This is a genomic window from Achromobacter sp. 1011791174 (assembly GCF_059760925.1).
The window spans coordinates 1-20,220 of sequence record NZ_JCBANH010000056.1 but is presented as its reverse complement, the minus strand read 5'-3'; the positions used below and the strand labels follow the sequence as shown (position 1 = coordinate 20,220).

Annotated in this window: 25 protein-coding genes; 22 read left to right on the top strand and 3 right to left on the bottom strand. The window is 67.1% G+C overall.

The features are described 5' to 3' along the window. Positions 1-25 precede the first annotated feature (25 nt). The 13 genes from hisD (at position 26) to AC6LJ5_RS18880 (ending at position 8,929) form a co-directional block, all read left to right on the top strand. A complete protein-coding gene (gene hisD, locus AC6LJ5_RS18940) occupies positions 26-1,330 on the top strand; it encodes a histidinol dehydrogenase (protein WP_103271989.1) in 1,305 nt (434 codons plus the stop codon). 35 nt (positions 1,331-1,365) lie between these two features. Continuing rightward, positions 1,366-2,454 (top strand): histidinol-phosphate transaminase, encoded by a 1,089-nt coding sequence (gene hisC, locus AC6LJ5_RS18935; protein WP_498141291.1) that lies wholly within the window; start codon positions 1,366-1,368, stop codon positions 2,452-2,454. Positions 2,455-2,466: 12 nt separating this feature from the next. Beyond that, positions 2,467-3,054: an imidazoleglycerol-phosphate dehydratase HisB gene (gene hisB / locus AC6LJ5_RS18930; protein WP_103271988.1), complete on the top strand. Its 588-nt coding sequence runs from the start codon at positions 2,467-2,469 to the stop codon at positions 3,052-3,054. A gap of 37 nt (positions 3,055-3,091) precedes the next feature. After that, complete coding sequence (locus AC6LJ5_RS18925; protein WP_103271987.1) at positions 3,092-3,790, top strand: imidazole glycerol phosphate synthase subunit HisH; 699 nt, start codon at positions 3,092-3,094, stop codon at positions 3,788-3,790. Between the two features lie 53 nt (positions 3,791-3,843). Beyond that, positions 3,844-4,584, top strand: coding sequence for a 1-(5-phosphoribosyl)-5-[(5-phosphoribosylamino)methylideneamino]imidazole-4-carboxamide isomerase (gene hisA, locus AC6LJ5_RS18920; protein WP_103271986.1), 741 nt, complete (start codon positions 3,844-3,846; stop codon positions 4,582-4,584). Further along, positions 4,581-5,393, top strand: coding sequence for an imidazole glycerol phosphate synthase subunit HisF (gene hisF / locus AC6LJ5_RS18915; protein ID WP_498141284.1), 813 nt, complete (start codon positions 4,581-4,583; stop codon positions 5,391-5,393). Before hisA ends, hisF begins: the two co-directional genes overlap by 4 nt. 278 nt (positions 5,394-5,671) lie before the next feature. After that, on the top strand, positions 5,672-6,076 hold the full coding sequence (gene hisI, locus AC6LJ5_RS18910; protein WP_103271984.1) for a phosphoribosyl-AMP cyclohydrolase: 405 nt from the start codon (positions 5,672-5,674) through the stop codon (positions 6,074-6,076). Continuing rightward, on the top strand, positions 6,073-6,423 hold the full coding sequence (locus AC6LJ5_RS18905; protein WP_392412470.1) for a phosphoribosyl-ATP diphosphatase: 351 nt from the start codon (positions 6,073-6,075) through the stop codon (positions 6,421-6,423). The genes hisI and AC6LJ5_RS18905 overlap by 4 nt, the downstream gene beginning before the upstream one ends. Before the next feature lie 17 nt (positions 6,424-6,440). Beyond that, entirely contained in the window at positions 6,441-6,809 is a 369-nt protein-coding gene (locus tag AC6LJ5_RS18900; protein ID WP_103271982.1) for a histidine triad nucleotide-binding protein, read from the top strand. A 15-nt stretch (positions 6,810-6,824) separates the two neighbouring features. Beyond that, positions 6,825-7,055, top strand: a complete 231-nt coding sequence (gene tatA, locus AC6LJ5_RS18895) for a Sec-independent protein translocase subunit TatA (protein WP_088143704.1) — start codon at positions 6,825-6,827, stop codon at positions 7,053-7,055. Positions 7,056-7,126: 71 nt separating this feature from the next. Next, entirely contained in the window at positions 7,127-7,702 is a 576-nt protein-coding gene (tatB, locus tag AC6LJ5_RS18890) for a Sec-independent protein translocase protein TatB (protein WP_498141283.1), read from the top strand. Continuing rightward, entirely contained in the window at positions 7,699-8,493 is a 795-nt protein-coding gene (gene tatC, locus AC6LJ5_RS18885) for a twin-arginine translocase subunit TatC (protein WP_103271980.1), read from the top strand. The genes tatB and tatC overlap by 4 nt, the downstream gene beginning before the upstream one ends. Before the next feature lie 52 nt (positions 8,494-8,545). Then, a complete protein-coding gene (locus AC6LJ5_RS18880; protein ID WP_498141282.1) occupies positions 8,546-8,929 on the top strand; it encodes a helix-turn-helix domain-containing protein in 384 nt (127 codons plus the stop codon). Between the two features lie 115 nt (positions 8,930-9,044). Here AC6LJ5_RS18880 and AC6LJ5_RS18875 read toward each other — a convergent pair whose 3' ends face one another. Then, positions 9,045-10,208 (bottom strand): trypsin-like peptidase domain-containing protein, encoded by a 1,164-nt coding sequence (locus tag AC6LJ5_RS18875; RefSeq protein WP_498141281.1) that lies wholly within the window; start codon positions 10,206-10,208, stop codon positions 9,045-9,047. Positions 10,209-10,227: 19 nt separating this feature from the next. Between AC6LJ5_RS18875 and AC6LJ5_RS18870 the strand changes: the two genes are divergently transcribed. The 3 genes from AC6LJ5_RS18870 to AC6LJ5_RS18860 all read left to right on the top strand — a co-directional run bounded on the left by AC6LJ5_RS18870 (position 10,228) and on the right by AC6LJ5_RS18860 (position 13,324). Then, the gene (locus AC6LJ5_RS18870) at positions 10,228-11,004 is read left to right on the top strand and encodes a Nif3-like dinuclear metal center hexameric protein (RefSeq protein WP_498141280.1); all 777 of its coding nucleotides are present in this window, start codon (positions 10,228-10,230) and stop codon (positions 11,002-11,004) included. A 318-nt stretch (positions 11,005-11,322) separates the two neighbouring features. After that, positions 11,323-11,949, top strand: a complete 627-nt coding sequence (locus AC6LJ5_RS18865) for a glutathione S-transferase family protein (protein WP_498141279.1) — start codon at positions 11,323-11,325, stop codon at positions 11,947-11,949. Between the two features lie 43 nt (positions 11,950-11,992). Further along, positions 11,993-13,324 (top strand): MFS transporter, encoded by a 1,332-nt coding sequence (locus AC6LJ5_RS18860; RefSeq protein ID WP_498141278.1) that lies wholly within the window; start codon positions 11,993-11,995, stop codon positions 13,322-13,324. 14 nt (positions 13,325-13,338) lie between these two features. Here AC6LJ5_RS18860 and AC6LJ5_RS18855 read toward each other — a convergent pair whose 3' ends face one another. Continuing rightward, positions 13,339-14,340 carry an AraC family transcriptional regulator gene (locus AC6LJ5_RS18855; RefSeq protein ID WP_233772660.1) on the bottom strand — a complete coding sequence of 334 codons (1,002 nt, stop codon included), beginning with the start codon at positions 14,338-14,340 and terminating at the stop codon, positions 13,339-13,341. A gap of 164 nt (positions 14,341-14,504) precedes the next feature. Here AC6LJ5_RS18855 and AC6LJ5_RS18850 point away from each other — a divergent pair, with 164 nt between their 5' ends. Then, complete coding sequence (locus tag AC6LJ5_RS18850) at positions 14,505-15,266, top strand: aldolase (RefSeq protein WP_498141277.1); 762 nt, start codon at positions 14,505-14,507, stop codon at positions 15,264-15,266. A 122-nt stretch (positions 15,267-15,388) separates the two neighbouring features. On the opposite strand, the gene mscL is transcribed toward AC6LJ5_RS18850, so the two are convergent. Next, entirely contained in the window at positions 15,389-15,838 is a 450-nt protein-coding gene (mscL, locus tag AC6LJ5_RS18845) for a large conductance mechanosensitive channel protein MscL (protein WP_103271972.1), read from the bottom strand. A 140-nt stretch (positions 15,839-15,978) separates the two neighbouring features. Here mscL and petA point away from each other — a divergent pair, with 140 nt between their 5' ends. The 5 genes from petA (at position 15,979) to AC6LJ5_RS18820 (ending at position 20,181) form a co-directional block, all read left to right on the top strand. After that, positions 15,979-16,623 carry a ubiquinol-cytochrome c reductase iron-sulfur subunit gene (gene petA, locus AC6LJ5_RS18840; RefSeq protein WP_103271971.1) on the top strand — a complete coding sequence of 215 codons (645 nt, stop codon included), beginning with the start codon at positions 15,979-15,981 and terminating at the stop codon, positions 16,621-16,623. A gap of 72 nt (positions 16,624-16,695) precedes the next feature. Next, positions 16,696-18,084, top strand: coding sequence for a cytochrome b (locus AC6LJ5_RS18835; protein ID WP_103271970.1), 1,389 nt, complete (start codon positions 16,696-16,698; stop codon positions 18,082-18,084). Between the two features lie 23 nt (positions 18,085-18,107). After that, positions 18,108-18,962, top strand: coding sequence for a cytochrome c1 (locus AC6LJ5_RS18830; RefSeq protein WP_103271969.1), 855 nt, complete (start codon positions 18,108-18,110; stop codon positions 18,960-18,962). A gap of 151 nt (positions 18,963-19,113) precedes the next feature. Next, on the top strand, positions 19,114-19,725 hold the full coding sequence (locus AC6LJ5_RS18825; RefSeq protein WP_006388039.1) for a glutathione S-transferase N-terminal domain-containing protein: 612 nt from the start codon (positions 19,114-19,116) through the stop codon (positions 19,723-19,725). Positions 19,726-19,734: 9 nt separating this feature from the next. Then, complete coding sequence (locus AC6LJ5_RS18820) at positions 19,735-20,181, top strand: ClpXP protease specificity-enhancing factor (RefSeq protein WP_103271968.1); 447 nt, start codon at positions 19,735-19,737, stop codon at positions 20,179-20,181. Positions 20,182-20,220: the final 39 nt, after the last annotated feature.

The following is a 20,220-nucleotide window of genomic DNA, read 5'->3' as shown; positions in this document are numbered from 1 at the left end:
GGCCGTCGCCTGACCCCATGACGCCATGGCCCTGATCAATCGTCTCGACTCCCGCGATCCCGGATTCGCGTCCGCCCTGTCCAAGCTGCTGGCCTTCGAGGCGGCCGAGGACGAATCCATCGACCGCGCCGCGGCCGGCATCCTGGCCGACGTGCGCGCCCGCGGCGACGCCGCGCTGCTGGAATACACGCAGCGTTTCGACCGCGTGCAGGCGGGCAGCGCCCAGGCGCTGGAGATCCCCAAGGCCGACTGGCATGCCGCGCTGGCCGCGCTGCCGGCCGCCCAACGCGACGCCCTGCAGGCCGCCGCCGCCCGCGTGCGCGCCTATCACGAGCGCCAGCGCGCCGAGACCTGGACCTACACCGAGGCCGACGGCACGCTGCTGGGCCAGCAGGTCACGCCGCTGGACCGCGTCGGCCTGTACGTGCCGGGCGGCAAGGCCGCCTATCCCTCGTCGGTGCTGATGAACGCGATCCCGGCCAAGGTCGCCGGCGTGCCGGAACTGGTCATGGTCACGCCCACCCCCGACGGCACGCGCAACCCCATCGTGCTGGCGGCGGCCGCCATCAGCGGTGTGGACCGCGTGTTCGCCATCGGCGGCGCGCAGGCCGTGGGCGCGCTGGCCTACGGCACCGCCACCGTGCCGGCCGTGGACAAGATCGTCGGCCCCGGCAACGCCTACGTTGCCGCCGCCAAGCGCCGCGTGTTCGGCGTGGTCGGCATCGACATGATCGCCGGCCCCAGCGAGATCCTGGTCATCTGCGACGGCAAGACGCCGGCCGACTGGATCGCCATGGACCTGTTCTCGCAAGCTGAGCACGACGAGCTGGCCCAATCCATCCTGCTCTGTCCCGACGCCGCCTTCCTGGCCGAGGTCGAGGCCGCCATCGCGCGCCTCCTGCCGACCATGCCGCGCGCCGACATCCTGCGCGTCAGCCTGGCCAACCGCGGCGCGCTGATCCAGGTGCGCGACCTGGACGAAGCCTGCCGCATCGCCAATGACATCGCCCCCGAACACCTGGAGATCTCCACCGAGAACCCGGAACAGTGGACCGCCAAGATCCGCCACGCCGGCGCGATCTTCATGGGCCGCTACAGCTCCGAGGCGCTGGGCGACTACTGCGCCGGCCCCAACCATGTGCTGCCGACCTCGCGCACGGCGCGCTTTTCCTCGCCGCTGGGCGTGTACGACTTCCAGAAGCGCTCCAGCCTGATCCAGGTCTCGCGCGACGGCGCCCAGACCCTGGGCCGGATCGCCGCCGAACTGGCGCTGGGCGAGGGCCTGCAGGCGCACGCCGCCAGCGCCCAGTACCGGCTGGACCAGCCATGAGCGGCCAGGCCACCGCCGCCGGCAAGGACACCCAGATGCCCCCGTCCGGCGCCCGCATCGCCGCCACCGTCCGCGCCGATGTCCGCGCCCTGGCCGCCTATCCGGTGGCCGAGGCGACCGGCTGCATCAAGCTGGACGCCATGGAATGCCCTTACGAGCTGCCCGAGGCCGTGCGCGAGGACATCGCGCGCGCCGTCCGCGACACGCCGCTGAACCGCTACCCCAGCGCCGACCTGTCCGCGCTGCAACAGGCGGTGCGCGCGGCCTTCGGCGTGCCGGACGCGGCCGGCCTGCTGTTCGGCAACGGCTCGGACGAGCTGATCCACATCGCCATCCAGGCCTGCTGCGCCCCCGGCGATGTGGTGCTGTCGCCCTGGCCGTCCTTCGTCTATTTCGACATGGCGGCGCGCTTCGACCACGCCCGCTTCGTCGGCGTGCCGCTGACCGAGGACCTGTCCCTGGATCTGCCCGCCATGCTGACCGCCATCCGCGAGCACCAGCCCAAGCTGGTGTTCCTGGCCGTGCCCAACAATCCCACCGGCGGCCTGTGGCCGGCCGAACAGGTCCAGGCCGTGATCGACGCCGCGCCCGGCCTGGTGGTGATCGACGAGGCCTACCAGCCCTTCGCCGACGGCACCTGGATGCCGCGCGTGCTGGATCTGCCCAACGTGGTGGTCATGCGCACCGTGTCCAAGATCGGACTGGCGGGCCTGCGCTTCGGCTACCTGGCCGGCAGCCCCGACTGGATCTCCGAGCTGAACAAGGTGCGCCCGCCCTACAACCTGGACGTGCTGACCCAGGCCGCGTTGCTGGCCGTGCTGCGCCACAAGCCGGTGCTGGACGAGCAGGCCGCCCGCCTGCGCGCCGACCGGGGCCCGCTGGCCGCCGCCCTGGCCGCCTTGCCCGGCACGCGGGTTTTCCCTTCCGCGGGTAATTTCGTCCTGGCCCGCTTTTCCGGCAAGATGGATGGCAACGCCGTGCATCTCGCCCTGAAAACGCGCAAAATATTGGTGCGCAACTTCTCCGGCGCCCACCCGCTGCTGGCGGACTGCCTGCGCATCTCGGTGGGCGCCCCCGCCGAAAACGCCGCCCTGCTGGCCGCGCTGCAAGAAATACTTAGTTAATCGAGTCCCGACATGCGTACCGCAGAGATCACCCGCAACACCAACGAAACCCGCATCCGCGTGGCCGTCAACCTGGACGGCACCGGCAAGCAGACGATCGACACCGGCGTGCCGTTCCTCGATCACATGCTGGACCAGATCGCGCGCCACGGCCTGATCGACCTGGACATCAAGGCGGAAGGCGACCTGCACATCGACGCGCATCACACCGTCGAGGACGTCGGCATCACGCTGGGCATGGCCATCGCCAAGGCGGTCGGCAACAAGGCCGGCCTGCGCCGCTACGGCCACGCCTACGTGCCGCTGGACGAGGCGCTGTCGCGCGTGGTGGTGGACTTCTCCGGCCGCCCGGGCCTGGAATATCACATCCCCTTCACCCGCGCCCGCATCGGCGACTTCGACGTGGACCTGACGCGCGAATTCTTCCAGGGCCTGGTCAACCACGCCCTGATCACGCTGCACATCGACAACCTGCGCGGCGTCAATGCCCACCACCAGTGCGAAACGGTCTTCAAGGCCTGTGGCCGCGCCCTGCGCATGGCCATCGAGGTCGACCCGCGCATGGGCGACATCGTGCCGTCCACCAAGGGCGTGCTGTAACGTCCACGATCTTCCGCACCGCATCAGGCAGACAGAATTGACCACTATCGCCATCGTCGATTACGGGATGGGCAACTTCCATTCCGTCGCGCGCGCGCTCCGGTACGCCGCCCCCGACGCCGACATCCGCATCTGCAACCAGCCCCATGAGATCGACGCGGCCGACCGGGTCGTGTTCCCCGGCCAGGGCGCCATGGCCGATTGCATGCGCACGCTGAACGAATCCGGCCTGCGCGAGGCGGTCGAGCGCGCCGCGCGCGCCAAGCCGCTGCTGGGCGTGTGCGTGGGCGAACAGATGCTGTTCGACCGCAGCGAGGAAGGCGACACGCCCTGCCTGGGGATCTTCCCGGGCGTGGTGCGTCGCTACGCCGGCCCGCGCTACGCGCCCGTCGTCACGGGCGAGGGCGAGGCCTGCGCGTCCGACGCCGGCCAGGCCGGCGCCGCGCCGACCGGCGCCGAATTGCTCAAGGTGCCGCACATGGGATGGAACAAAGTGCGCCAGACGCGCTCTCATCCTGTGTGGGCCGGCATCCCCGACGAGACGCACTTCTATTTCGTCCATAGTTATTACGCCGATCCCGCCGATCCCGGCCTGACCGTCGGTGAAACCGATTATGGCGTCAGCTTTACCTGCGCAGTGGCGGCAGCTAACATTTTCGCGGTGCAGTTCCACCCGGAAAAGAGCGCCGAACACGGTTTGCGCCTGTATCGCAATTTTGTAGACTGGCAGCCATAACCCAGGCTCAGGCCTGCCGCTCCAGCCCGTTCAACTCTTTTTCTTTCGCTACCATGCTGCTGATCCCCGCCATCGATCTCAAAGACGGGCGCTGCGTGCGCCTGCGCCAGGGCGACCTGGACGATGCAACGGTGTTCTCCGAAGACCCCGCCGCCATGGCCTCCCGCTGGCTCGAACAGGGCGCGCGCCGCCTGCACCTGGTCGACCTGAACGGCGCGGTCGCGGGCAAGCCCCGCAATGAAGTCCCCATCAAGGCCATCCTGGATGCCGTGGGCGACGAGATGCCGGTCCAGATCGGCGGCGGCATCCGCGATCTCGACACCATCGAGCGCTACCTCGACGCCGGCATTTCCTACGTCATCATCGGCACGGCCGCCGTCAAGAACCCCGGCTTCCTGCATGACGCCTGCGGCGCCTTCCCCGGCCAGATCATCGTCGGCCTGGACGCGCGCGACGGCAAGATCGCCACCGACGGCTGGAGCAAGCTGACGCGCCACGACGTGCTGGACCTGGCCAAGAAGTTCGAGGACTACGGCTGTGAAGCCATCATCTACACCGACATCGGCCGCGATGGCATGCTCTCGGGCGTGAACGTCGACGCCACGGTGCGCCTGGCGCAGCACGTGCGCATCCCGGTGTACGCCTCGGGCGGCATCGCCGGCATCCAGGACATCGAGGCGCTGTGCGCGGTCGAGGAAGAGGGCGTCGAAGGCGCCATCCTGGGCCGCAGCATCTACGAAGGCACGCTGGACTTCCAGGCCGCCCAGGCGCGCGCCGACGAGCTGTCCAAATGACCACTTCCGGCACGCAGGGCGGCGCGCCCGCGCAGAGCGCGCTGACCCGCCGCATCATTCCCTGCCTTGACGTCACGGCCGGCCGTGTCGTCAAGGGCGTGAACTTCGTCAACCTGACCGACGCGGGCGACCCCGTCGAGATCGCCCGCCGCTACAACGAGCAGGGCGCCGACGAACTCACCTTCCTGGACATCACCGCCACCAGCGACGGCCGCGACCTGATCCTGCCCATCATCGAGCAGGTGGCCTCGCAGGTCTTCATCCCGCTGACCGTGGGCGGCGGCGTGCGCCAGGTGTCCGACATCCAGCGCCTGCTCAACGCCGGCGCCGACAAGATCAGCATCAACAGCGCCGCCGTGGCCAACCCGGAACTGGTGCGCGCGGCGTCCGACTACCATGGCTCTCAATGCGTGGTGGTGGCCATCGACGCCCGCCGCGTGTCGCAGCCGGGCGAACCGGCACGCTGGGAAGTGTTCACGCACGGCGGCCGCAAGGCCACCGGCCTGGACGCCGTGACCTGGGCCCGCCGCATGGCCGCCTACGGCGCCGGCGAGATCCTGCTGACCAGCATGGACCGCGACGGCACCAAGTCCGGTTTCGACCTGGAGCTGACCCGCGCCGTGTCCGACGCCGTGCCGGTGCCGGTCATCGCCTCGGGCGGCGTGGGCAACCTGCAGCATCTGGCCGACGGCGTGACCACCGGCCGCGCCAGCGCGGTGCTGGCCGCCAGCATCTTCCACTTCGGCCAGCATACGGTGCGCGAGTGCAAGCAGTTCATGGCCGCGCTGGGCATCCCAACTAGATTGTGACCCACCCCGAGCGCTGCGCGCTTCCCCTCAAGGGGCGCAGCTGCGGACCGGCAAAGCCGGCTCCGCGCTGCCCCGCTTGTGGCGCAGCGCTTGCTGTTAGGGGTGTCTTTCGAAGGAAGGATGCGGGCGGGATTCGGCTTGGGCGCTGCCATCCGCCTTGGACCAGGCGGGCGCGCGTGCAACAAGGTATTGCCGTAAGATGATGGATCCCTGGCGCTTGCGGTGGCTGGCCGGATCGGCCGGCTGCATGCGGCGCGCGAGGACAATGGATGAATGACATGAGCAATGAACCCGCCTGGCTGGCCGATGTCGTGTTCGACAAGGACGGCCTGATTCCCGCCATCGCGCAGGATGCCGAGAACGGCCAGATCATGATGGTCGCCTGGATGAACCGCGAATCGCTGGCCGAGACGGCCGCGACGGGCCGCGCCGTGTACTGGTCGCGGTCGCGCCAGCGCCTGTGGCGCAAGGGCGAGGAATCCGGCCATGTGCAGCAGGTGCACGAGCTGCGCCTGGATTGCGATGGCGACGTGGTGCTGCTGAAGATCCACCAGGAAGGCGGCATCGCCTGCCATACCGGCCGCGCCAGCTGCTTCTACCGCCGCCTGGAAGGCCGCGCCGACGAGGCCGCCTGGATCACCGTGGACCCGGTGCTGAAAGACCCCGAGCATATCTACAAATGACCGCCACCCAACTAAACGCGGGCGACGTGCTCGCCCGCGTCGCCGACACCCTGGAAACCCGCCGCCCCGAGAATGGCGGCGATCCGCAAGCGTCCTACGCCGCCAGGCTGCTGGCCAAGGGGCCCGACGCCTTCCTGAAGAAGATCGGCGAAGAAGCCACCGAGCTGGTCATGGCCGCCAAGGACGGCGTGCCGGAGCGCATCGTCAGCGAGACCGCCGACCTGTGGTTCCACTGCCTGGTCGCGCTGACCCATTTCAAGCTGCGCCCCGAGGACGTGCTGGCCGAGCTGGCGCGCCGCGAAGGGTTGTCCGGCCTGGCGGAAAAGGCCAGCCGCCCCAAGGATTGAAGACGGAAACCGGAAAAATGAGCGCCAACTGTATCTTCTGCAAGATCGCCGCGGGCGAGATCCCGGCCAAGAAAGTCTACGAAGACGAAGACTTCCTGTGCTTTCACGACATCAATCCGGCCGCGCCGGTGCATCTTTTGCTGATCCCTCGACGTCATGTCATATCCATGCAGGATATTACGGGTGAGGACGCAGTCTGGTTGGGTAGAATGATGGCACTGGTTCCGAAGCTCGCGGCCGAGAACGGCTGCAACCCGGGCCCCGATGGCGGATTTCGCATCATGATCAATTCTGGCGTCGAAGGCGGCCAGGAAGTCCCGCATCTGCATTTCCACATTCTTGGCGGCGCGCGGCCCTGGAAAGGACGCGCGGCCCCCACTGCGTAACACGGAGAAACCGTCATGGGTAGCTTTAGCATTTGGCATTGGTTGGTCGTCCTGGTCATCGTGGCCCTGATCTTCGGCACCAAGAAACTGCGCAACATCGGGTCCGACCTGGGCGGCGCGGTCAAGGGCTTCAAGGAAGGCATGAAGGACGCCAACGGCGGTGACAAGCCCGCCGAACCCATCGCGCAGCAGCGCGTCTCGGGCGAGACCATCGACGTGCAAGCCAAGGAAAAGTCCAATTCCTGAGCCCTCGCGGCTTTCCCTCCGGGCCGCGCCCAGGCCGGCCCGCCCAGCTTTTCTTTCCGAGCGGCCATCGCATGTTTGATGTCAGCCTCACTGAACTGATGGTGATCGGCGTCGTCGCCCTGATCGTCATCGGCCCCGAACGCCTGCCCAAGGTGGCCCGCACCGTCGGCCACCTGCTGGGCCGCGCGCAGCGCTACGTCAACGACGTGAAGTCCGACATCCAGCGCGAGATCGAGCTCGACGAGCTGCGCAAGTTCAAGAGCGAAATGGAGACCGCGGCCCAGGGCGTGCAGAAATCGCTGCACGAAACCCAGGCGTCGCTGGAAGAACCGGTGCAGCAGCTGCGCGCCGAGCTGGACGAAGCGGCCCGCGAGGTCAACGGCCAGCCGGCGGCGCAAGCGCCCGCCGCCGACGCGTCCGAGGCGCTGCCCGCGCCGACGCCTGCCGCAGGTTCGCCTGCCGCAGGATCGCCTGCCGCTCAGCCCGCCACCGAACCCGCGCGCACCATCGCGCCGCCCGCGCAGAACCCCAATCTGGCCCTGGACCTCGGCCCCGAGCCGGCACAGGCCACAGCGCCCGCCACGCCGGCGGCCAGCGAACCCGCGCCCGCCGCCAAGCCCGCCACGCCCCCCGGAACGCCAACGTGACCCAGGACGCCTCCCAACAAGAAGACGGCCAGCAGGAAAGCTTCATCTCCCATCTGATCGAGCTGCGCTCCCGCCTGCTGCGCGCCGCCGCCGCGATCGTGGCCGTGTTCATCGTGCTGTTCATCTATCCCGGCGCCTCGCCGATCTATGACGCGCTGGCCCAGCCCATGCTGGCCTCGCTGCCGCAGGGCACGCGCATGATCGCCACCGGCGTCATCACGCCCTTCATGGTGCCGGTCAAGGTCACCATGATGGCGGCCTTCATCATCGCGCTGCCGGTGGTGCTGTACCAGGCCTGGGCCTTCGTCGCGCCGGGCCTGTACCGCCATGAAAAGCGGCTGGCGCTGCCGCTGATCGTCTCCAGCACGGTGCTGTTCCTGGCCGGCATGGCGTTCTGCTATTTCGTGGTGTTCCGCACGGTCTTCCACTTCATCGCCACATTCGCGCCGCAGTCGATCACGCCGGCGCCGGACATCGAGGCCTACCTGAGCTTCGTCATGACCATGTTCCTGGCCTTCGGCATCACCTTCGAGGTGCCCGTGGCCGTGGTGCTGCTGGTCAAGATGGGCGTGGTCGAGCTGTCCAAGCTCAAGGCCGCGCGCGGCTACGTGGTGGTGGGCGCCTTCATCATCGCGGCGGTGGTCACCCCCCCCGACGTGGTCAGCCAGTTCATGCTGGCCGTGCCGCTGTGCCTGCTGTACGAGGTCGGCCTGATCTGCGCCCGCATGGTCTCGCCCAGGCGCGCCGCAGAGGACGATCCGGCATCGGATTCCCTCACCGAACGCCACTGAAGTAAGACCGTTTCACCTTGCGGGGACATGACTGCAATCCTACATTGCACTCATGTCCCTAGCCCAACGCCTGAGCGCCCTGATGCGGTGGCGCGGCATCAAAAGCCAAAACCAGCTGGCCCGCATTTCCGGCGTGCCGCAGTCCTGCATCCATCGCATCCTCAATCGCGGAGACCACTACTGGCCCGACCGCCGCACGGTGCTGCGTCTGGCCAAGGCGCTGGACACCAGCGCCGTGTGGCTGACCGACGGCGTGACCCCCGCCTCCGGACCCGGTGATCGCGCGGCCCCGCCGCATGTGCTGCAAGACGCGGCCCAGCCGGGCGACGGCTATTGCACCGAGATCTGCGCGCTGTTGCGCAGCCGCCCCGACGCCACCAAGAAGCAGGTGCTGACCGTGGTCCGCATCCTGCTCGACGGCCGGCCCGCGAACTAGACGTCTGCCTGGCGGGAGGCCTTGCATGCTCTCCCGGCGTGCGTGCGCCACGCGCACCGCTGAGCGGCCAGGACGCACCGTCCAAACGACGCTCCCATCGCTGCCACGACCATCCCTAGCGCGGCCGGCCCGGCCGCGTGCCCACCACGACCTCCAGCTCGCTGCGCTTGCCGCCGCGCAGCAGGCCCAGCCTGGCGCGCTCGCCGGTCGGCAGCTGCGCGATCTCGGCCAGCAGGCCATTGGTGCTGGTCATGGGCTTGCCGTTCACCGATTGCACGATGTCGCCCACGCGCAGGCCGGCGCGGGCCGCCGGGCCGTCGCGCAGCACGCCGGCGATGATCACGCCGCCGGCGTCGCGCTCGAGCTGGAACGCACGCGCCAGTTCGGGCGTGATGTCCTGCGGTTCGATGCCCAGCCAGCCACGCTTGACCTGGCCGGTCTTGACGATTTCGTCCATGACCCTGCGGGCGATGTCGATGGGCGTGGCGAAGCCGATGCCCATCGAACCGCCGGATTCCGAATAGATCGCGGTGTTGATGCCGACCAGGCTGCCCTGGGCGTCGACCAGCGCGCCGCCCGAATTGCCGGGGTTGATGGCCGCGTCGGTCTGGATGAAATGCTCATAGGTGTTCAGGCCCAGCCCGTTGCGGCCCAGCGCCGACACGATGCCCTGCGTCGTGGTCTGGCCCACGCCGAACGGATTGCCGATCGCCAGCACCACGTCGCCCACGCGCAGCCCCTTGTCGGGCGCCAGCACGGCGGTGGGCAGGTTGCGCAGACTGCCCAGCTTGAGCACCGCCAGATCCGTGTCCGGATCGGCGCCCACCACCTTGGCGCTGTCCTTGCGACCGTCGGCCAGCGCCACCTCGATGGCCTCGGCCGCCTGCACCACGTGATAATTGGTCAGCACGAAGCCGTCCTGACTCACGATCACGCCCGAGCCCAGGCTGGTGGTGGCCTGCTGGTGGCTGGCGCCGGGCATGTTGCCGAACAGCTGGCGCAGGATGGGATCGTCCGGCAGGGGGATCAGCGGCACGTTCACGAGCTTGGTCGTGTAGACGTTGACCACGGACGGCGCGGCGCGGGCCACGCCATCCGCATAGGACGCCAGCGCGGCGGCGCGCGTCGCCGGCGGCCCGGCGGGCACCGCGGCCTGGACGGCCGGCGCGGCCGCCGGCCCCGCCAGTCGCAGCAGGTCGGGCCGCAAGGTGGTGACGACGAATAGAATACCCAGGCAGACCGTGACGGCCTGAGCGAAGATCAGCCAATATCGGCGCATGTTTCTGATAGGACTAGCAATGCAAAAAGTGGATTCCCGCGTCCTGGCCGACTGGCTGGACGACACCCTGCAGGCCCCCCGATTCAAGGACTACTGCCCCAACGGGCTGCAGGTGGAAGGCCGTTCCGAGATCGGACACATTATCACCGGAGTCACCGCCAGCGAGGCGCTCTTGCGCGTGGCTGTCGAGCGCGGCGCGGACGCGGTGCTGGTCCATCACGGCTGGATGTGGCGCAACGAGGACCGCCGCGTCATCGGCACTCGCCGCACCCGCATGGCGCTGGCGCTGAACAACGACCTGAACCTGTACGCCTACCACCTGCCGCTGGACGCCCATCCGCAGCTGGGCAACAACGCCCAGCTGGCACGCGTGCTGGGCCTGGCGCCGTCGCTGCGCGACGACGGCGCGCCGCGCACCTGTGGGCAGGACAATCTCGTCTGGCTGGGCGACGCCCCCGGCCTGGCCACGCTGGGCGACCTGGCCGCGCGCGTGCGCGAACGCCTGGGCCGCGAGCCGCTGGTGGTGGGCGATCCCGCCCAGCCGCTGGGCCGCGTGGCCTGGTGCACCGGCGGCGCGCAGGGCATGCTGGCCGACGCGGTGGACGCCGGCGCCACCGCCTACATCACGGGCGAGGTCTCCGAATCCACCGTGCACCTGGCGCGCGAGACCGGCGTGGGCTTCATCGGCGCGGGCCACCATGCCACCGAGCGCTACGGCGTCCAGGCGCTGGGACAGGCCGTGGCCGAGCGCTTCGGCATCAAGGTCGAGTTCGTCGACATCGACAATCCTGCGTAGGCATCGCGCCGCGCGATCCGCCCCCCGATCCGCCCCCGCAAGGGGGCGTTTTCATTGCAACGTCCCCTACCGCGACGACTTGCCCGCTCGGCGCATGGCGGCGCAGGTCCGGCGCATTCCACCCAGCCCCTGCCGAATCAGCCATGTTTCGATCCGGGAAAACCAGGGGATGCGATCAATGCGGCGGCGCCGCGTCGCATCTGGTCAATCGCGGTTCTCTCCACGTCAATTCCGGCGCCAGCCGACGGTCCTAGCATTCCATGCAGCCACCCACGGCCAGGCGCTATCTGGCGGGCCCCACGACCCGGAACACACCGCATGCTGATCCTCCACGACCACCCACGCTCCGGCAACTGCTACAAAGTCCGGCTGTTCCTTGCGCTCATCGGCATGGACTATGAACGCAGGTTCATGGACGTGCTGGCGCGCAAGAACCAGACCGAGGAATTCGAGCGCATCAGCGCCTTCCAGCAGATTCCAGCGCTGGTCGACGGCGACACCGCACTCTGGGACAGCCACGCCATCCTGCTGCACCTGGCGCATCACTACGCCCCCGCCTGGCTGGCGCCGCTGCCCCGCATCGGCGCCATGTACGCCTGGATATCCGTCTCCGCCAACGAGATCGCCAACAGCCTGCAAGCGCTGCGCTTGACGCATGTCGTGAGCAAGGCCGAAGCCGCGCACCACCTGGGCGTGGACGAAGCGCTGCTGGACATGCCGGGCATGCGGCGCCGCACCGAACGCGTGTTGCGCCGCATGGACAAGCATCTTGCCGCGCACGACTGGCTGGCCGGCTCCGATGCGCCCACGGTGGCCGACATCGCCTGCCATGGCTATCTGGCGCTGGCCGAGGAAGCCGCCATCGACCTCTGCGCCTATCCCGCCATCGCCGCGTGGCGCGGACGCATCCAGCAGTTGCCGGGCTACGTACCGCCAGGCGCATGAACGCCGCGACGACAAACACAACGACAAACCAAGAGGAGACAACATGGACGCCACTCAGGCCGCGGAGCCCATTGCCCGCCCCCACAAGAAACCGAACCTGTTCCGGGTCGCCGTCGCAACGGTCATCGGCACCGCGGTGGAAGCCTTCGACTTCCTCGCCTACGGCACCGCAGCCGCGCTGGTATTCAACAAGATCTTCTTCCCGCAGTTCGATCCGGTGACGGGCACGCTCGCGGCCTTCGGCGCGTTCGCCAGCGGCATGCTGGCGCGGCCCATTGGCGGCATCCTGTTCGGCCACTTCGGCGACCGCATCGGCCGCAAATCCATGCTGACGCTGAGCCTGCTGCTGATGGGCATATGCACCGTGCTCATCGGACTGCTGCCGACCTATGAACAGATCGGCATCTCCGCGGCGGTGCTGCTGGTCGTCCTGCGCATCGGACAGGGCCTGTCGTTCGGCGGCGAAATGGGCGGAGCCATGCTGATGGCGGTGGAACACGCGCCGCCGAAATGGAAGGCCTTCTTCGGCAGCCTGCCGCTGGTGGGCGCGCCACTGGGCATCCTGCTGTCCGTGGGCTCGTTCGCGCTGGTGACGCGGCTGCCGGAAGCAGATTTCCTGTCCTGGGGCTGGCGCCTGCCGTTCCTCGCCAGCGCCGTGCTCATCGTCGTCGGCCTGTTCATCCGCCACGGCATCGACGAATCGCCGGAGTTCGAGGCCGTAAAGCGCGACAGGGCACGGGCCAGGCAGCCGCTGGAGGACAAGATGCCTCTGCGCGAACTGCTGCGCGCCCACGGCAAGTCGCTGCTGCTGTGCATAGGCTGCAAGATCGCCGAGGTGACGCTGATCTATACCTTCCTGGTGTTCTCGGTGTCCTATGCCGTATCGAAACTGGGTTTCAGCCGGGCCGACGCGCTGCATGCCCTGCTCTACGGCGCCGGCGTGCTGATGTTCACCATTCCGCTGTTCGGCATGCTGGGCGACCGCATCGGCGCGCGCCGCGTCTGTGGCTGGGGCGGCATGCTGCTGGGACTGATGGCCATTCCTATTTTTCTCGCGGTGGGCAGCGGCTCGCTGGTGGCATACAGCCTGGCCGTCTTCGTCGCCATGGCATTCAACTACGCCATCATGATCGCGCCGCAGTCCAGTCTTTACAGCGCCCAGTTCCCCGCGGAACTGCGCTATTCCGGGCTGTCCATCGGGGTCCAGTTCTCCGCCGCCATCGGCGGCGGCCTGGCGCCCCTGATCTCGGCCACGCTGGTTCAGAAGTTCGGCAGCATTCTTCCCGTGGGCATCTACCTGGCGTTCCTCGGCGTCGTCGCGGGCACCTCGGCGTTTCTCATGAAACCCACGCCGCAGGACCTGCGCCACGGCTGACCGAAAGCGCGCGGCTACGCGCCGCCGCTGCCGGCCTGCTTGCGGTACAGGGCGGGCGACATACCGAAGCGTTCATGAAAGCGGCGGATGAAATGGCTCGCATGCAGGAAACCGCAGGACGCGGCGATTTCCTTGATTTCGACGTGAGCGCGCCGTGGATCCTCCAGCGCCTCCCGAGCCAGCTGCAAGCGGCGCTCGCGCACGTAGCCGGTGTATTGCAGCGAGCGCGTCTTGAACAGCCGGTGCACCCAGCGCGTGGTGACGCGCAGCACATCCGCCACGGCCTGCACCGAGAGTTCCGGATCGGTGATATGGGCATCGATGTAGCTGGCCAGCACCTGCCAGTTGTCGGCCGGGGCCCGTGCGTCGCCCGGGATCTTCTCCAGCGCCTGGCTGGTGTAGATCGAGGCCAGCAGCGCCAACAGCGCCTGCTCAGCGAAGAGCGACGACACGGGATTGGATTCCGTCTTGTCGAAGAACACATGGCGCAGGCAGCGATGCGCGGTCTGCACCAACGGCAGGCTGGCCACGCCGCGCTGCGCGGTGAACTGGGACATCGCCAGGCTATGCGCGCCGAGCAGGCGAGATAGCGGCCCCTTGACCACCACGATGCGCGAATCGGTGTACATCCGGATCTCGGACGGCAGGGCGGTCGTGCGGAAAATGATGTCGCCGGGCTCCAGGGGCAGGGTAGCCTCGTTCTGGACGATGACGCCGTGCCCCGCGATCACGAAGCTCGCCAGAAACTCGGCGTGTTGCAGGTCTGCGGCATGTTCCGCGCGATGCTGCACGGCGATCGGCGTGGACTCCAGGCTCACCACCCGTCCGCCCGCGCGCAGCCTGCAGGCCTGCAACTGCAGCCGGGGATGCTCGGTCAGCGCACGGAACTCGCCCGGCAGAACCAGCTTGTCCAGTTCACGCTCGTATCCGGCCACCTCCTGCGCATAGAAAGGCCGGAACCGGGGCGCGAAGTTGAGGTCCGCCTCGGGCCCGGCGGGCCGGGCGGGCGGAGGCATGGTCTGGCGGGCTCGTGGCATGCTCGGAACACTCTGTCGTACTGGCCGGCGACGGCCGGCAAAGCGCCCGTGCTGTCGCATGGGGTCAACCGGCGTTCGTGATCGGTCAATCGCGCGGCGGCGGGGCGGGCGTGTAATGGAGCCATTATCCCCAAGGAGACCCCATGCTGGAAAAACAAGCCCATGCCGACGCCTTCTTTGCGCGCTCCGCGAACAAGCTCGACTTCGGAAACTGGGACGAGAAGGAAAAGGTGGCCCTGAGCTGCCGCGTTCTCGCCAGCGAAGGCCATTCGGAAACCCTCGCGGGCCAGATCACCGTGCGCCAGGACGACGGGACGTTCCTGACGACACCCATGGCCCACGCGTTCGACGAGATCGTCCCGGCCTCGGTCATCCGCATCAACGAGAACATGGAAGTGCTGGACGGACCCGGCACGCCCAACCCCGCCGTGCGCTTTCATTTCTGGGTGTACCGGCAGCGCCCCGACGTGCAATGCATCATCCACACACACCCGCCGCATGTCTCGACCCTGTCCATGACGGGCCAGCCGCTGGTGGTCGCGCACATGGACGCGACGCCGTTCCACAACGACTGCGCCCACCTGAAGGAATGGCCCGGCCTGCCCATCGCCGAGCAGGAAGGCGAGATCATCTCCGCGGCGCTGGGCGACAAGCGCAGCATCCTGCTGGCGAACCACGGTTTCCTGGCGGCCGGCTCCTGCATCGAGGAAGCGCTCTACCTTTCCGTGCTGATCGAGCGCGCGGCCCGCAACCAGCTTCTGGCGGCCGCCGCTTACGGGGAGGTGAAACCGGTGGATGATGCGCTGGCCGCCGAATCGCACGATTTCCTGCTCAAGCCGAGCATCGTGCGGGCAAGCTTCGCCATGTTCGCGCGCCGCGTCGAGCGGCAAATGGCTGCGCAATAGAACAAACTGGCGGATCGTTCAGCGCAGGCCGGCGTGGCGCCGGCGGGAATGTCCGCTTGCCACGGCCCGGGATCCGTTGGAGCGCGGATCCCGAACCGCGGCGGCGCGGGTCGGGCTTCGGGTCAGGGTTTCTTCAACAGATCGCGGATTTCACGCAGCAGGGCCACGTCTTCCGGCGTGGCGGCGGGCGCGGCCGGCACTTCCTCGGACTTGGCGCGCGCCTTGTAGATGGCCTTGACCATCCAGAAGATCACGAACGCCAGCAACACGAAGTTGATGATGATGGTGACGAAGTTGCCCCAGGCGAAGACGTTGGCGCCGGCCTTGGTGAGATCGGCGTAGGTCATCGGACCGTTATAGCCGGCAGGCATGGAGAGGACGAGGAACTTGTTCGAGAAATCGACCGAGCCGCCCAGCAGGAAGTTGACCAGCGGCATCACGATGTCCTTGACCAGCGAGTCGACAATCTTGCCGAACGCCGCGCCAATGATGACACCGACGGCCAGGTCGACCGCGTTGCCCTTGACGGCGAAATCTCGGAACTCTTTGATAAAACCACCCGCTTTGCTCATAAATAGCACTCCCTTCGTGATACGCCCTAGAATGGGCGACGCTATAATACGCGGTTGCTATGTTGTTACATTTTCCCGCGAACCCGATGCCGCAGAAGTGATGCTACTCGTAGAGCGGGCGCATCAACAAGGATAGGAAGATGAGTCAGGATACGCTGGTGCATGACGACGATGACGGTGCGGTTGACCCCAATCTGCCGCCCGATCCTTCGCGACGTTTCTGGGTAACCACCGCCTGTGCTGTCGGTGGCGTAGCAGGTGTAGCAACAGCCGTGCCGCTGGTCAGCACGTTTTCCCCCTCGGAAAAGGCCCGCGCCGCCGGCGCTCCCGTGGAAGTGGACATCGGCGACATCCCCGTCGGCGCGATGAAGACGGTGGAATGGCGCGGCAAGCCCGTGTGGATCATCCACCGCTCCCCCGAACAGCTCGCCGGCCTGAAATCCCAGGACGCGCTGCTGGCCGATCCGAACTCCAAGCGCCCCGGCTTCACGCCCAAATACGCCGAAAACGAAGGCCGCTCGCGCAAGCCCGAGATCTTCGTCTGCGTCGGCATCTGTACCCACCTCGGCTGCTCGCCCACCGCTCACTTCGAAACGGGCGGCGGCGGCGGCATGGGCGCCAACTGGCAGGGCGGCTTCCTCTGTCCGTGTCACGGCTCCACGTTCGACCTGGCCGGCCGCGTCTACAAGAACAAGCCCGCGCCCGACAACCTCGAAGTTCCGCCGTACCAGTATCTGAGCGACACCCGCATCATCGTGGGCGTCGACGAAGACAACAAAGCCTGACGCCCGCGTCGCGCTTTCATTCCCGAATTGCGTAAGTAAAACAATACGCCACGTGAGAGAAGGAGCCGTTACATGGCTGGCGAGAAAACCGTCGAGACAACAGGCCTGCTGGGCTGGCTGGACCGGCGCTTTCCGGTGACGTCCACCTGGAAAGCCCATCTGTCTGAATACTACGCGCCGAAGAATTTCAACTTCTGGTATTTCTTCGGATCGCTGGCACTGCTGGTGCTGGTGCTGCAGATCGTGACCGGCATCTTCCTGGTCATGCACTACAAGCCGGACGCCGAACGCGCGTTCCAGTCCGTTGAATACATCATGCGCGAAGTCCCGTGGGGCTGGCTGGTGCGCTACATGCACTCGACCGGCGCCTCGATGTTCTTCGTCGTGGTCTACCTGCACATGCTGCGCGGGCTGCTCTACGGTTCGTACCGCAAGCCGCGCGAACTGGTCTGGATCTTCGGCGTCGCGATCTTCCTCTGTCTGATGGCGGAAGCCTTCTTCGGCTACCTGCTGCCCTGGGGCCAGATGTCCTACTGGGGCGCCCAGGTGATCGTGAACCTGTTCGCCGCCATCCCGTTCATCGGTCCCGAGCTGTCGATCTGGATCCGCGGCGACTACGTCGTGTCCGACGCCACGCTGAACCGCTTCTTCGCCTTCCACGTCATCGCCATCCCGCTGGTGCTGGTCGGCCTGGTCGCCGCCCACCTGGTGGCGCTGCACGAAGTCGGCTCGAACAACCCGGACGGCGTCGAGATCAAGCAGGGCCCGAAGGACAAGTACGGCCGCCCGAAGGACGGCATCCCGTTCCACCCGTTCTACACCGTGCATGACCTGGTGGGCGTGGCGGGCTTCCTGCTGGTGTTCGCGGCCATCGTGTTCTTCGCGCCGGAAATGGGCGGGTACTTCCTGGAGTTCAACAACTTCATTCCCGCCGACTCGCTGAAGACGCCGCCGCACATCGCGCCGGTCTGGTACTTCACGCCGTTCTACTCCATGCTGCGCGCCACCACCGACGAGTTCACCTGGGTGCTGGCGGGCGCGTCCGTGCTGGGCGCCATCGCGCTGCTGGTCAAGAGCAACCTGAAGGGCATCCTGCGCGTCGCCGTCCCCGGCATCCTGATCGTCGTGGCCGTGCTGCTGCGCGCGATCGACGCCAAGTTCTGGGGCGTGGTCGCCATGGGCGGCACCGTGGTCATCCTGTTCTTCCTCCCGTGGCTGGACCATTCGCCGGTCAAGTCGATCCGCTACCGCCCGACCTGGCACAAGTGGATCTACGGCATCTTCATGGTCAACTTCCTCGTCCTGGGCTACATCGGCACGCAGCCGCCCAGCCCGCCGCTGAACCTGACGTCGCAGATCGGCACGCTGCTGTACCTGGCATTCTTCTTCCTGATGCCGGTCTGGAGCCGCCTGGGCACGTTCAAGCCCGTGCCCGAGCGCGTCACGTTCCAGCCCCACTGAGCCCACGAGATAACGGACCGACCATGATCAAGAAGCTGATTGGCGCCGTGGCATTGATGATGCTCACGTGCACCGCCACTTTCGCCGCGGAGGGCGGCTTCCCCCTGGAAAAAGCCCCGTACCGCGTCAATGACGTCGCCTCGCTGCAAAATGGGGCCAAGCTGTTCGTCAACTACTGTCTGAACTGCCATAGCGCGTCCTCGATGCGCTACAACAAGCTGCGGGACATCGGCCTGACCGACCAGCAGATCAAGGAAAGCCTGCTGTTCACCGGCGAGAAGGTCGGCGACATGATGCACGTCGCCATGACGGCCAAGGACGCCAAGAAGTGGTTTGGCACCACGCCGCCGGACCTGTCCGTGATCGCGCGGGCCAAGTCGGTGAACGCCGGTCCCTCGGGCTCGGACTACATCTACACCTATCTGCGCACGTTCTACCGCGACACCTCGCGCGCCACGGGCTGGAACAACCTGGTCTTCCCGGCCGTGGGCATGCCCCACGCGCTATGGGAACGCCAGGGTCCGCGCGAGCTGACCACGGTGGCCATGCACGAAGTCGAGGGCAAGGAAGGCGAGCCCAAGACCTGGGAAAAGGTCACGACGGTGTACGATGCTCAAGGTTTTGCAAACGTGAAGGCCGAGCCGGTGGCGAATTACCACGGCCACGCCACGTTTGAAGCTAAATTCAAGGCCGCCAACCCGGCCCAAGTCGCAACTTACGACAACGACGTGGCCGACCTGACCGCGTTCATGGCCTGGATGTCCGAACCCGTCCAGACCTTCCGCGTGCAGCTCGGCGTCGGCGTCATGTTGTTCCTGCTGTTGTTCTTCCTGGTAATGTGGCGCCTGAACGCCTCCTACTGGAAGCACGTACGTTAACCGCAACGCCCCGCCAGGTGCTTCCGTCCCCATGAAAATAGGGACGGGACCAGCGGACAGGGCCGTACCGCCTGTCCCGCCTGGCAATCGGGGCCAGCGCCTGCTAGATTAAGGCGCTGGCCTTTCGCTTTTTATACAAGGACTTATCGCCATGATGGTGCTCTATTCCGGAACCACGTGTCCGTTTTCGCAACGCTGCCGCTTCGTGTTGTTCGAGAAAGGCATGGATTTCGAGATCCGCGACATCGACCTGTACAACAAGCCCGAAGACATCTCGGTGATGAACCCGTACGGTCAAGTGCCCATTCTGGTCGAGCGCGACCTGGTCCTGTACGAGTCGAACATCATCAACGAGTACATCGACGAGCGCTTCCCGCACCCGCAGCTGATGCCGGCCGATCCGGTCATGCGCGCCCGCACCCGCCTGTTCCTCTACAACTTCGAGAAGGAACTGTTCGTCCACGTCTCGACGCTGGAAGACCGCAGCGCCAAGCCCGACGAGAAGAAGCTGGCCAACGCGCGCCAGAACATCCGCGACCGCCTGGCCCAGCTGGCTCCCATGCTGCTGAAGAACAAGTACATGCTGGGCGAGGAATTCTCCATGCTGGACGTGGCCGTGGCTCCGCTGCTGTGGCGCCTGGACCACTACGGCATCGAACTGCCGAAGAATGCGGCGCCGCTGCAGAAGTACGCCGAGCGCATCTTCTCGCGTCCGGCCTACATCGAAGCGCTGACGCCTTCGGAAAAGGTCATGCGTCGCTAAGGCAGTCAGATGGGTGAAACTTCGACCAAACCGTACCTGATCCGCGCGCTGCACGAGTGGTGCACCGATAATGGCTATACGCCCTACATCACCGTGCAGGTCGACGAGCACACCATGGTGCCGATGGCCCATGTGCGCGACGGCCAGATCACGCTGAACGTGGGCACGCTGGCCACCAATCGCCTGGTGCTGGGCAACGAATTCATCGAATTCCAGGCCCGCTTCAGCGGCGTGACCGAGAACGTCTACGTTCCCGTGGGCGCCGTCAGCGCCATCTACGCGCGCGAGACCGGCGCCGGCATGGGCTTCGAAGTGCAGCCCTACGAGCCGCCGGCCGCTGGCGCGCAAGGCACGGCCGAGCCGGCCGAAGAGGGCACCGCCGATGCCGCATCGCCGTCCGGCGACGACACCGGCGGCGACGAGCCCAAGCGCCCGCGCCTGACCATCGTCAAGTAAGTCCGGCCGGGTCCCTGTGGCCCGGCCCGCGACACCCGG

What these genes read in the sequence shown, in the direction of transcription:
- hisD (WP_103271989.1), top strand. Translation starts at nt 26, where the DNA reads ATGGCCCTGATCAATCGTCTCGACTCCCGCGATCCCGGATTCGCGTCC.
- hisC (WP_498141291.1), top strand. Translation starts at nt 1,366, where the DNA reads ATGCCCCCGTCCGGCGCCCGCATCGCCGCCACCGTCCGCGCCGATGTC.
- hisB (WP_103271988.1), top strand. Translation starts at nt 2,467, where the DNA reads ATGCGTACCGCAGAGATCACCCGCAACACCAACGAAACCCGCATCCGC.
- hisA (WP_103271986.1), top strand. Translation starts at nt 3,844, where the DNA reads ATGCTGCTGATCCCCGCCATCGATCTCAAAGACGGGCGCTGCGTGCGC.
- hisF (WP_498141284.1), top strand. Translation starts at nt 4,581, where the DNA reads ATGACCACTTCCGGCACGCAGGGCGGCGCGCCCGCGCAGAGCGCGCTG.
- hisI (WP_103271984.1), top strand. Translation starts at nt 5,672, where the DNA reads ATGAGCAATGAACCCGCCTGGCTGGCCGATGTCGTGTTCGACAAGGAC.
- AC6LJ5_RS18905 (WP_392412470.1), top strand. Translation starts at nt 6,073, where the DNA reads ATGACCGCCACCCAACTAAACGCGGGCGACGTGCTCGCCCGCGTCGCC.
- AC6LJ5_RS18900 (WP_103271982.1), top strand. Translation starts at nt 6,441, where the DNA reads ATGAGCGCCAACTGTATCTTCTGCAAGATCGCCGCGGGCGAGATCCCG.
- tatA (WP_088143704.1), top strand. Translation starts at nt 6,825, where the DNA reads ATGGGTAGCTTTAGCATTTGGCATTGGTTGGTCGTCCTGGTCATCGTG.
- tatB (WP_498141283.1), top strand. Translation starts at nt 7,127, where the DNA reads ATGTTTGATGTCAGCCTCACTGAACTGATGGTGATCGGCGTCGTCGCC.
- AC6LJ5_RS18880 (WP_498141282.1), top strand. Translation starts at nt 8,546, where the DNA reads ATGTCCCTAGCCCAACGCCTGAGCGCCCTGATGCGGTGGCGCGGCATC.
- AC6LJ5_RS18875 (WP_498141281.1), bottom strand. Translation starts at nt 10,208, where the DNA reads ATGCGCCGATATTGGCTGATCTTCGCTCAGGCCGTCACGGTCTGCCTG.
- AC6LJ5_RS18870 (WP_498141280.1), top strand. Translation starts at nt 10,228, where the DNA reads ATGCAAAAAGTGGATTCCCGCGTCCTGGCCGACTGGCTGGACGACACC.
- AC6LJ5_RS18865 (WP_498141279.1), top strand. Translation starts at nt 11,323, where the DNA reads ATGCTGATCCTCCACGACCACCCACGCTCCGGCAACTGCTACAAAGTC.
- AC6LJ5_RS18860 (WP_498141278.1), top strand. Translation starts at nt 11,993, where the DNA reads ATGGACGCCACTCAGGCCGCGGAGCCCATTGCCCGCCCCCACAAGAAA.
- AC6LJ5_RS18855 (WP_233772660.1), bottom strand. Translation starts at nt 14,340, where the DNA reads ATGCCTCCGCCCGCCCGGCCCGCCGGGCCCGAGGCGGACCTCAACTTC.
- AC6LJ5_RS18850 (WP_498141277.1), top strand. Translation starts at nt 14,505, where the DNA reads ATGCTGGAAAAACAAGCCCATGCCGACGCCTTCTTTGCGCGCTCCGCG.
- mscL (WP_103271972.1), bottom strand. Translation starts at nt 15,838, where the DNA reads ATGAGCAAAGCGGGTGGTTTTATCAAAGAGTTCCGAGATTTCGCCGTC.
- petA (WP_103271971.1), top strand. Translation starts at nt 15,979, where the DNA reads ATGAGTCAGGATACGCTGGTGCATGACGACGATGACGGTGCGGTTGAC.
- AC6LJ5_RS18835 (WP_103271970.1), top strand. Translation starts at nt 16,696, where the DNA reads ATGGCTGGCGAGAAAACCGTCGAGACAACAGGCCTGCTGGGCTGGCTG.
- AC6LJ5_RS18830 (WP_103271969.1), top strand. Translation starts at nt 18,108, where the DNA reads ATGATCAAGAAGCTGATTGGCGCCGTGGCATTGATGATGCTCACGTGC.
- AC6LJ5_RS18825 (WP_006388039.1), top strand. Translation starts at nt 19,114, where the DNA reads ATGATGGTGCTCTATTCCGGAACCACGTGTCCGTTTTCGCAACGCTGC.
- AC6LJ5_RS18820 (WP_103271968.1), top strand. Translation starts at nt 19,735, where the DNA reads ATGGGTGAAACTTCGACCAAACCGTACCTGATCCGCGCGCTGCACGAG.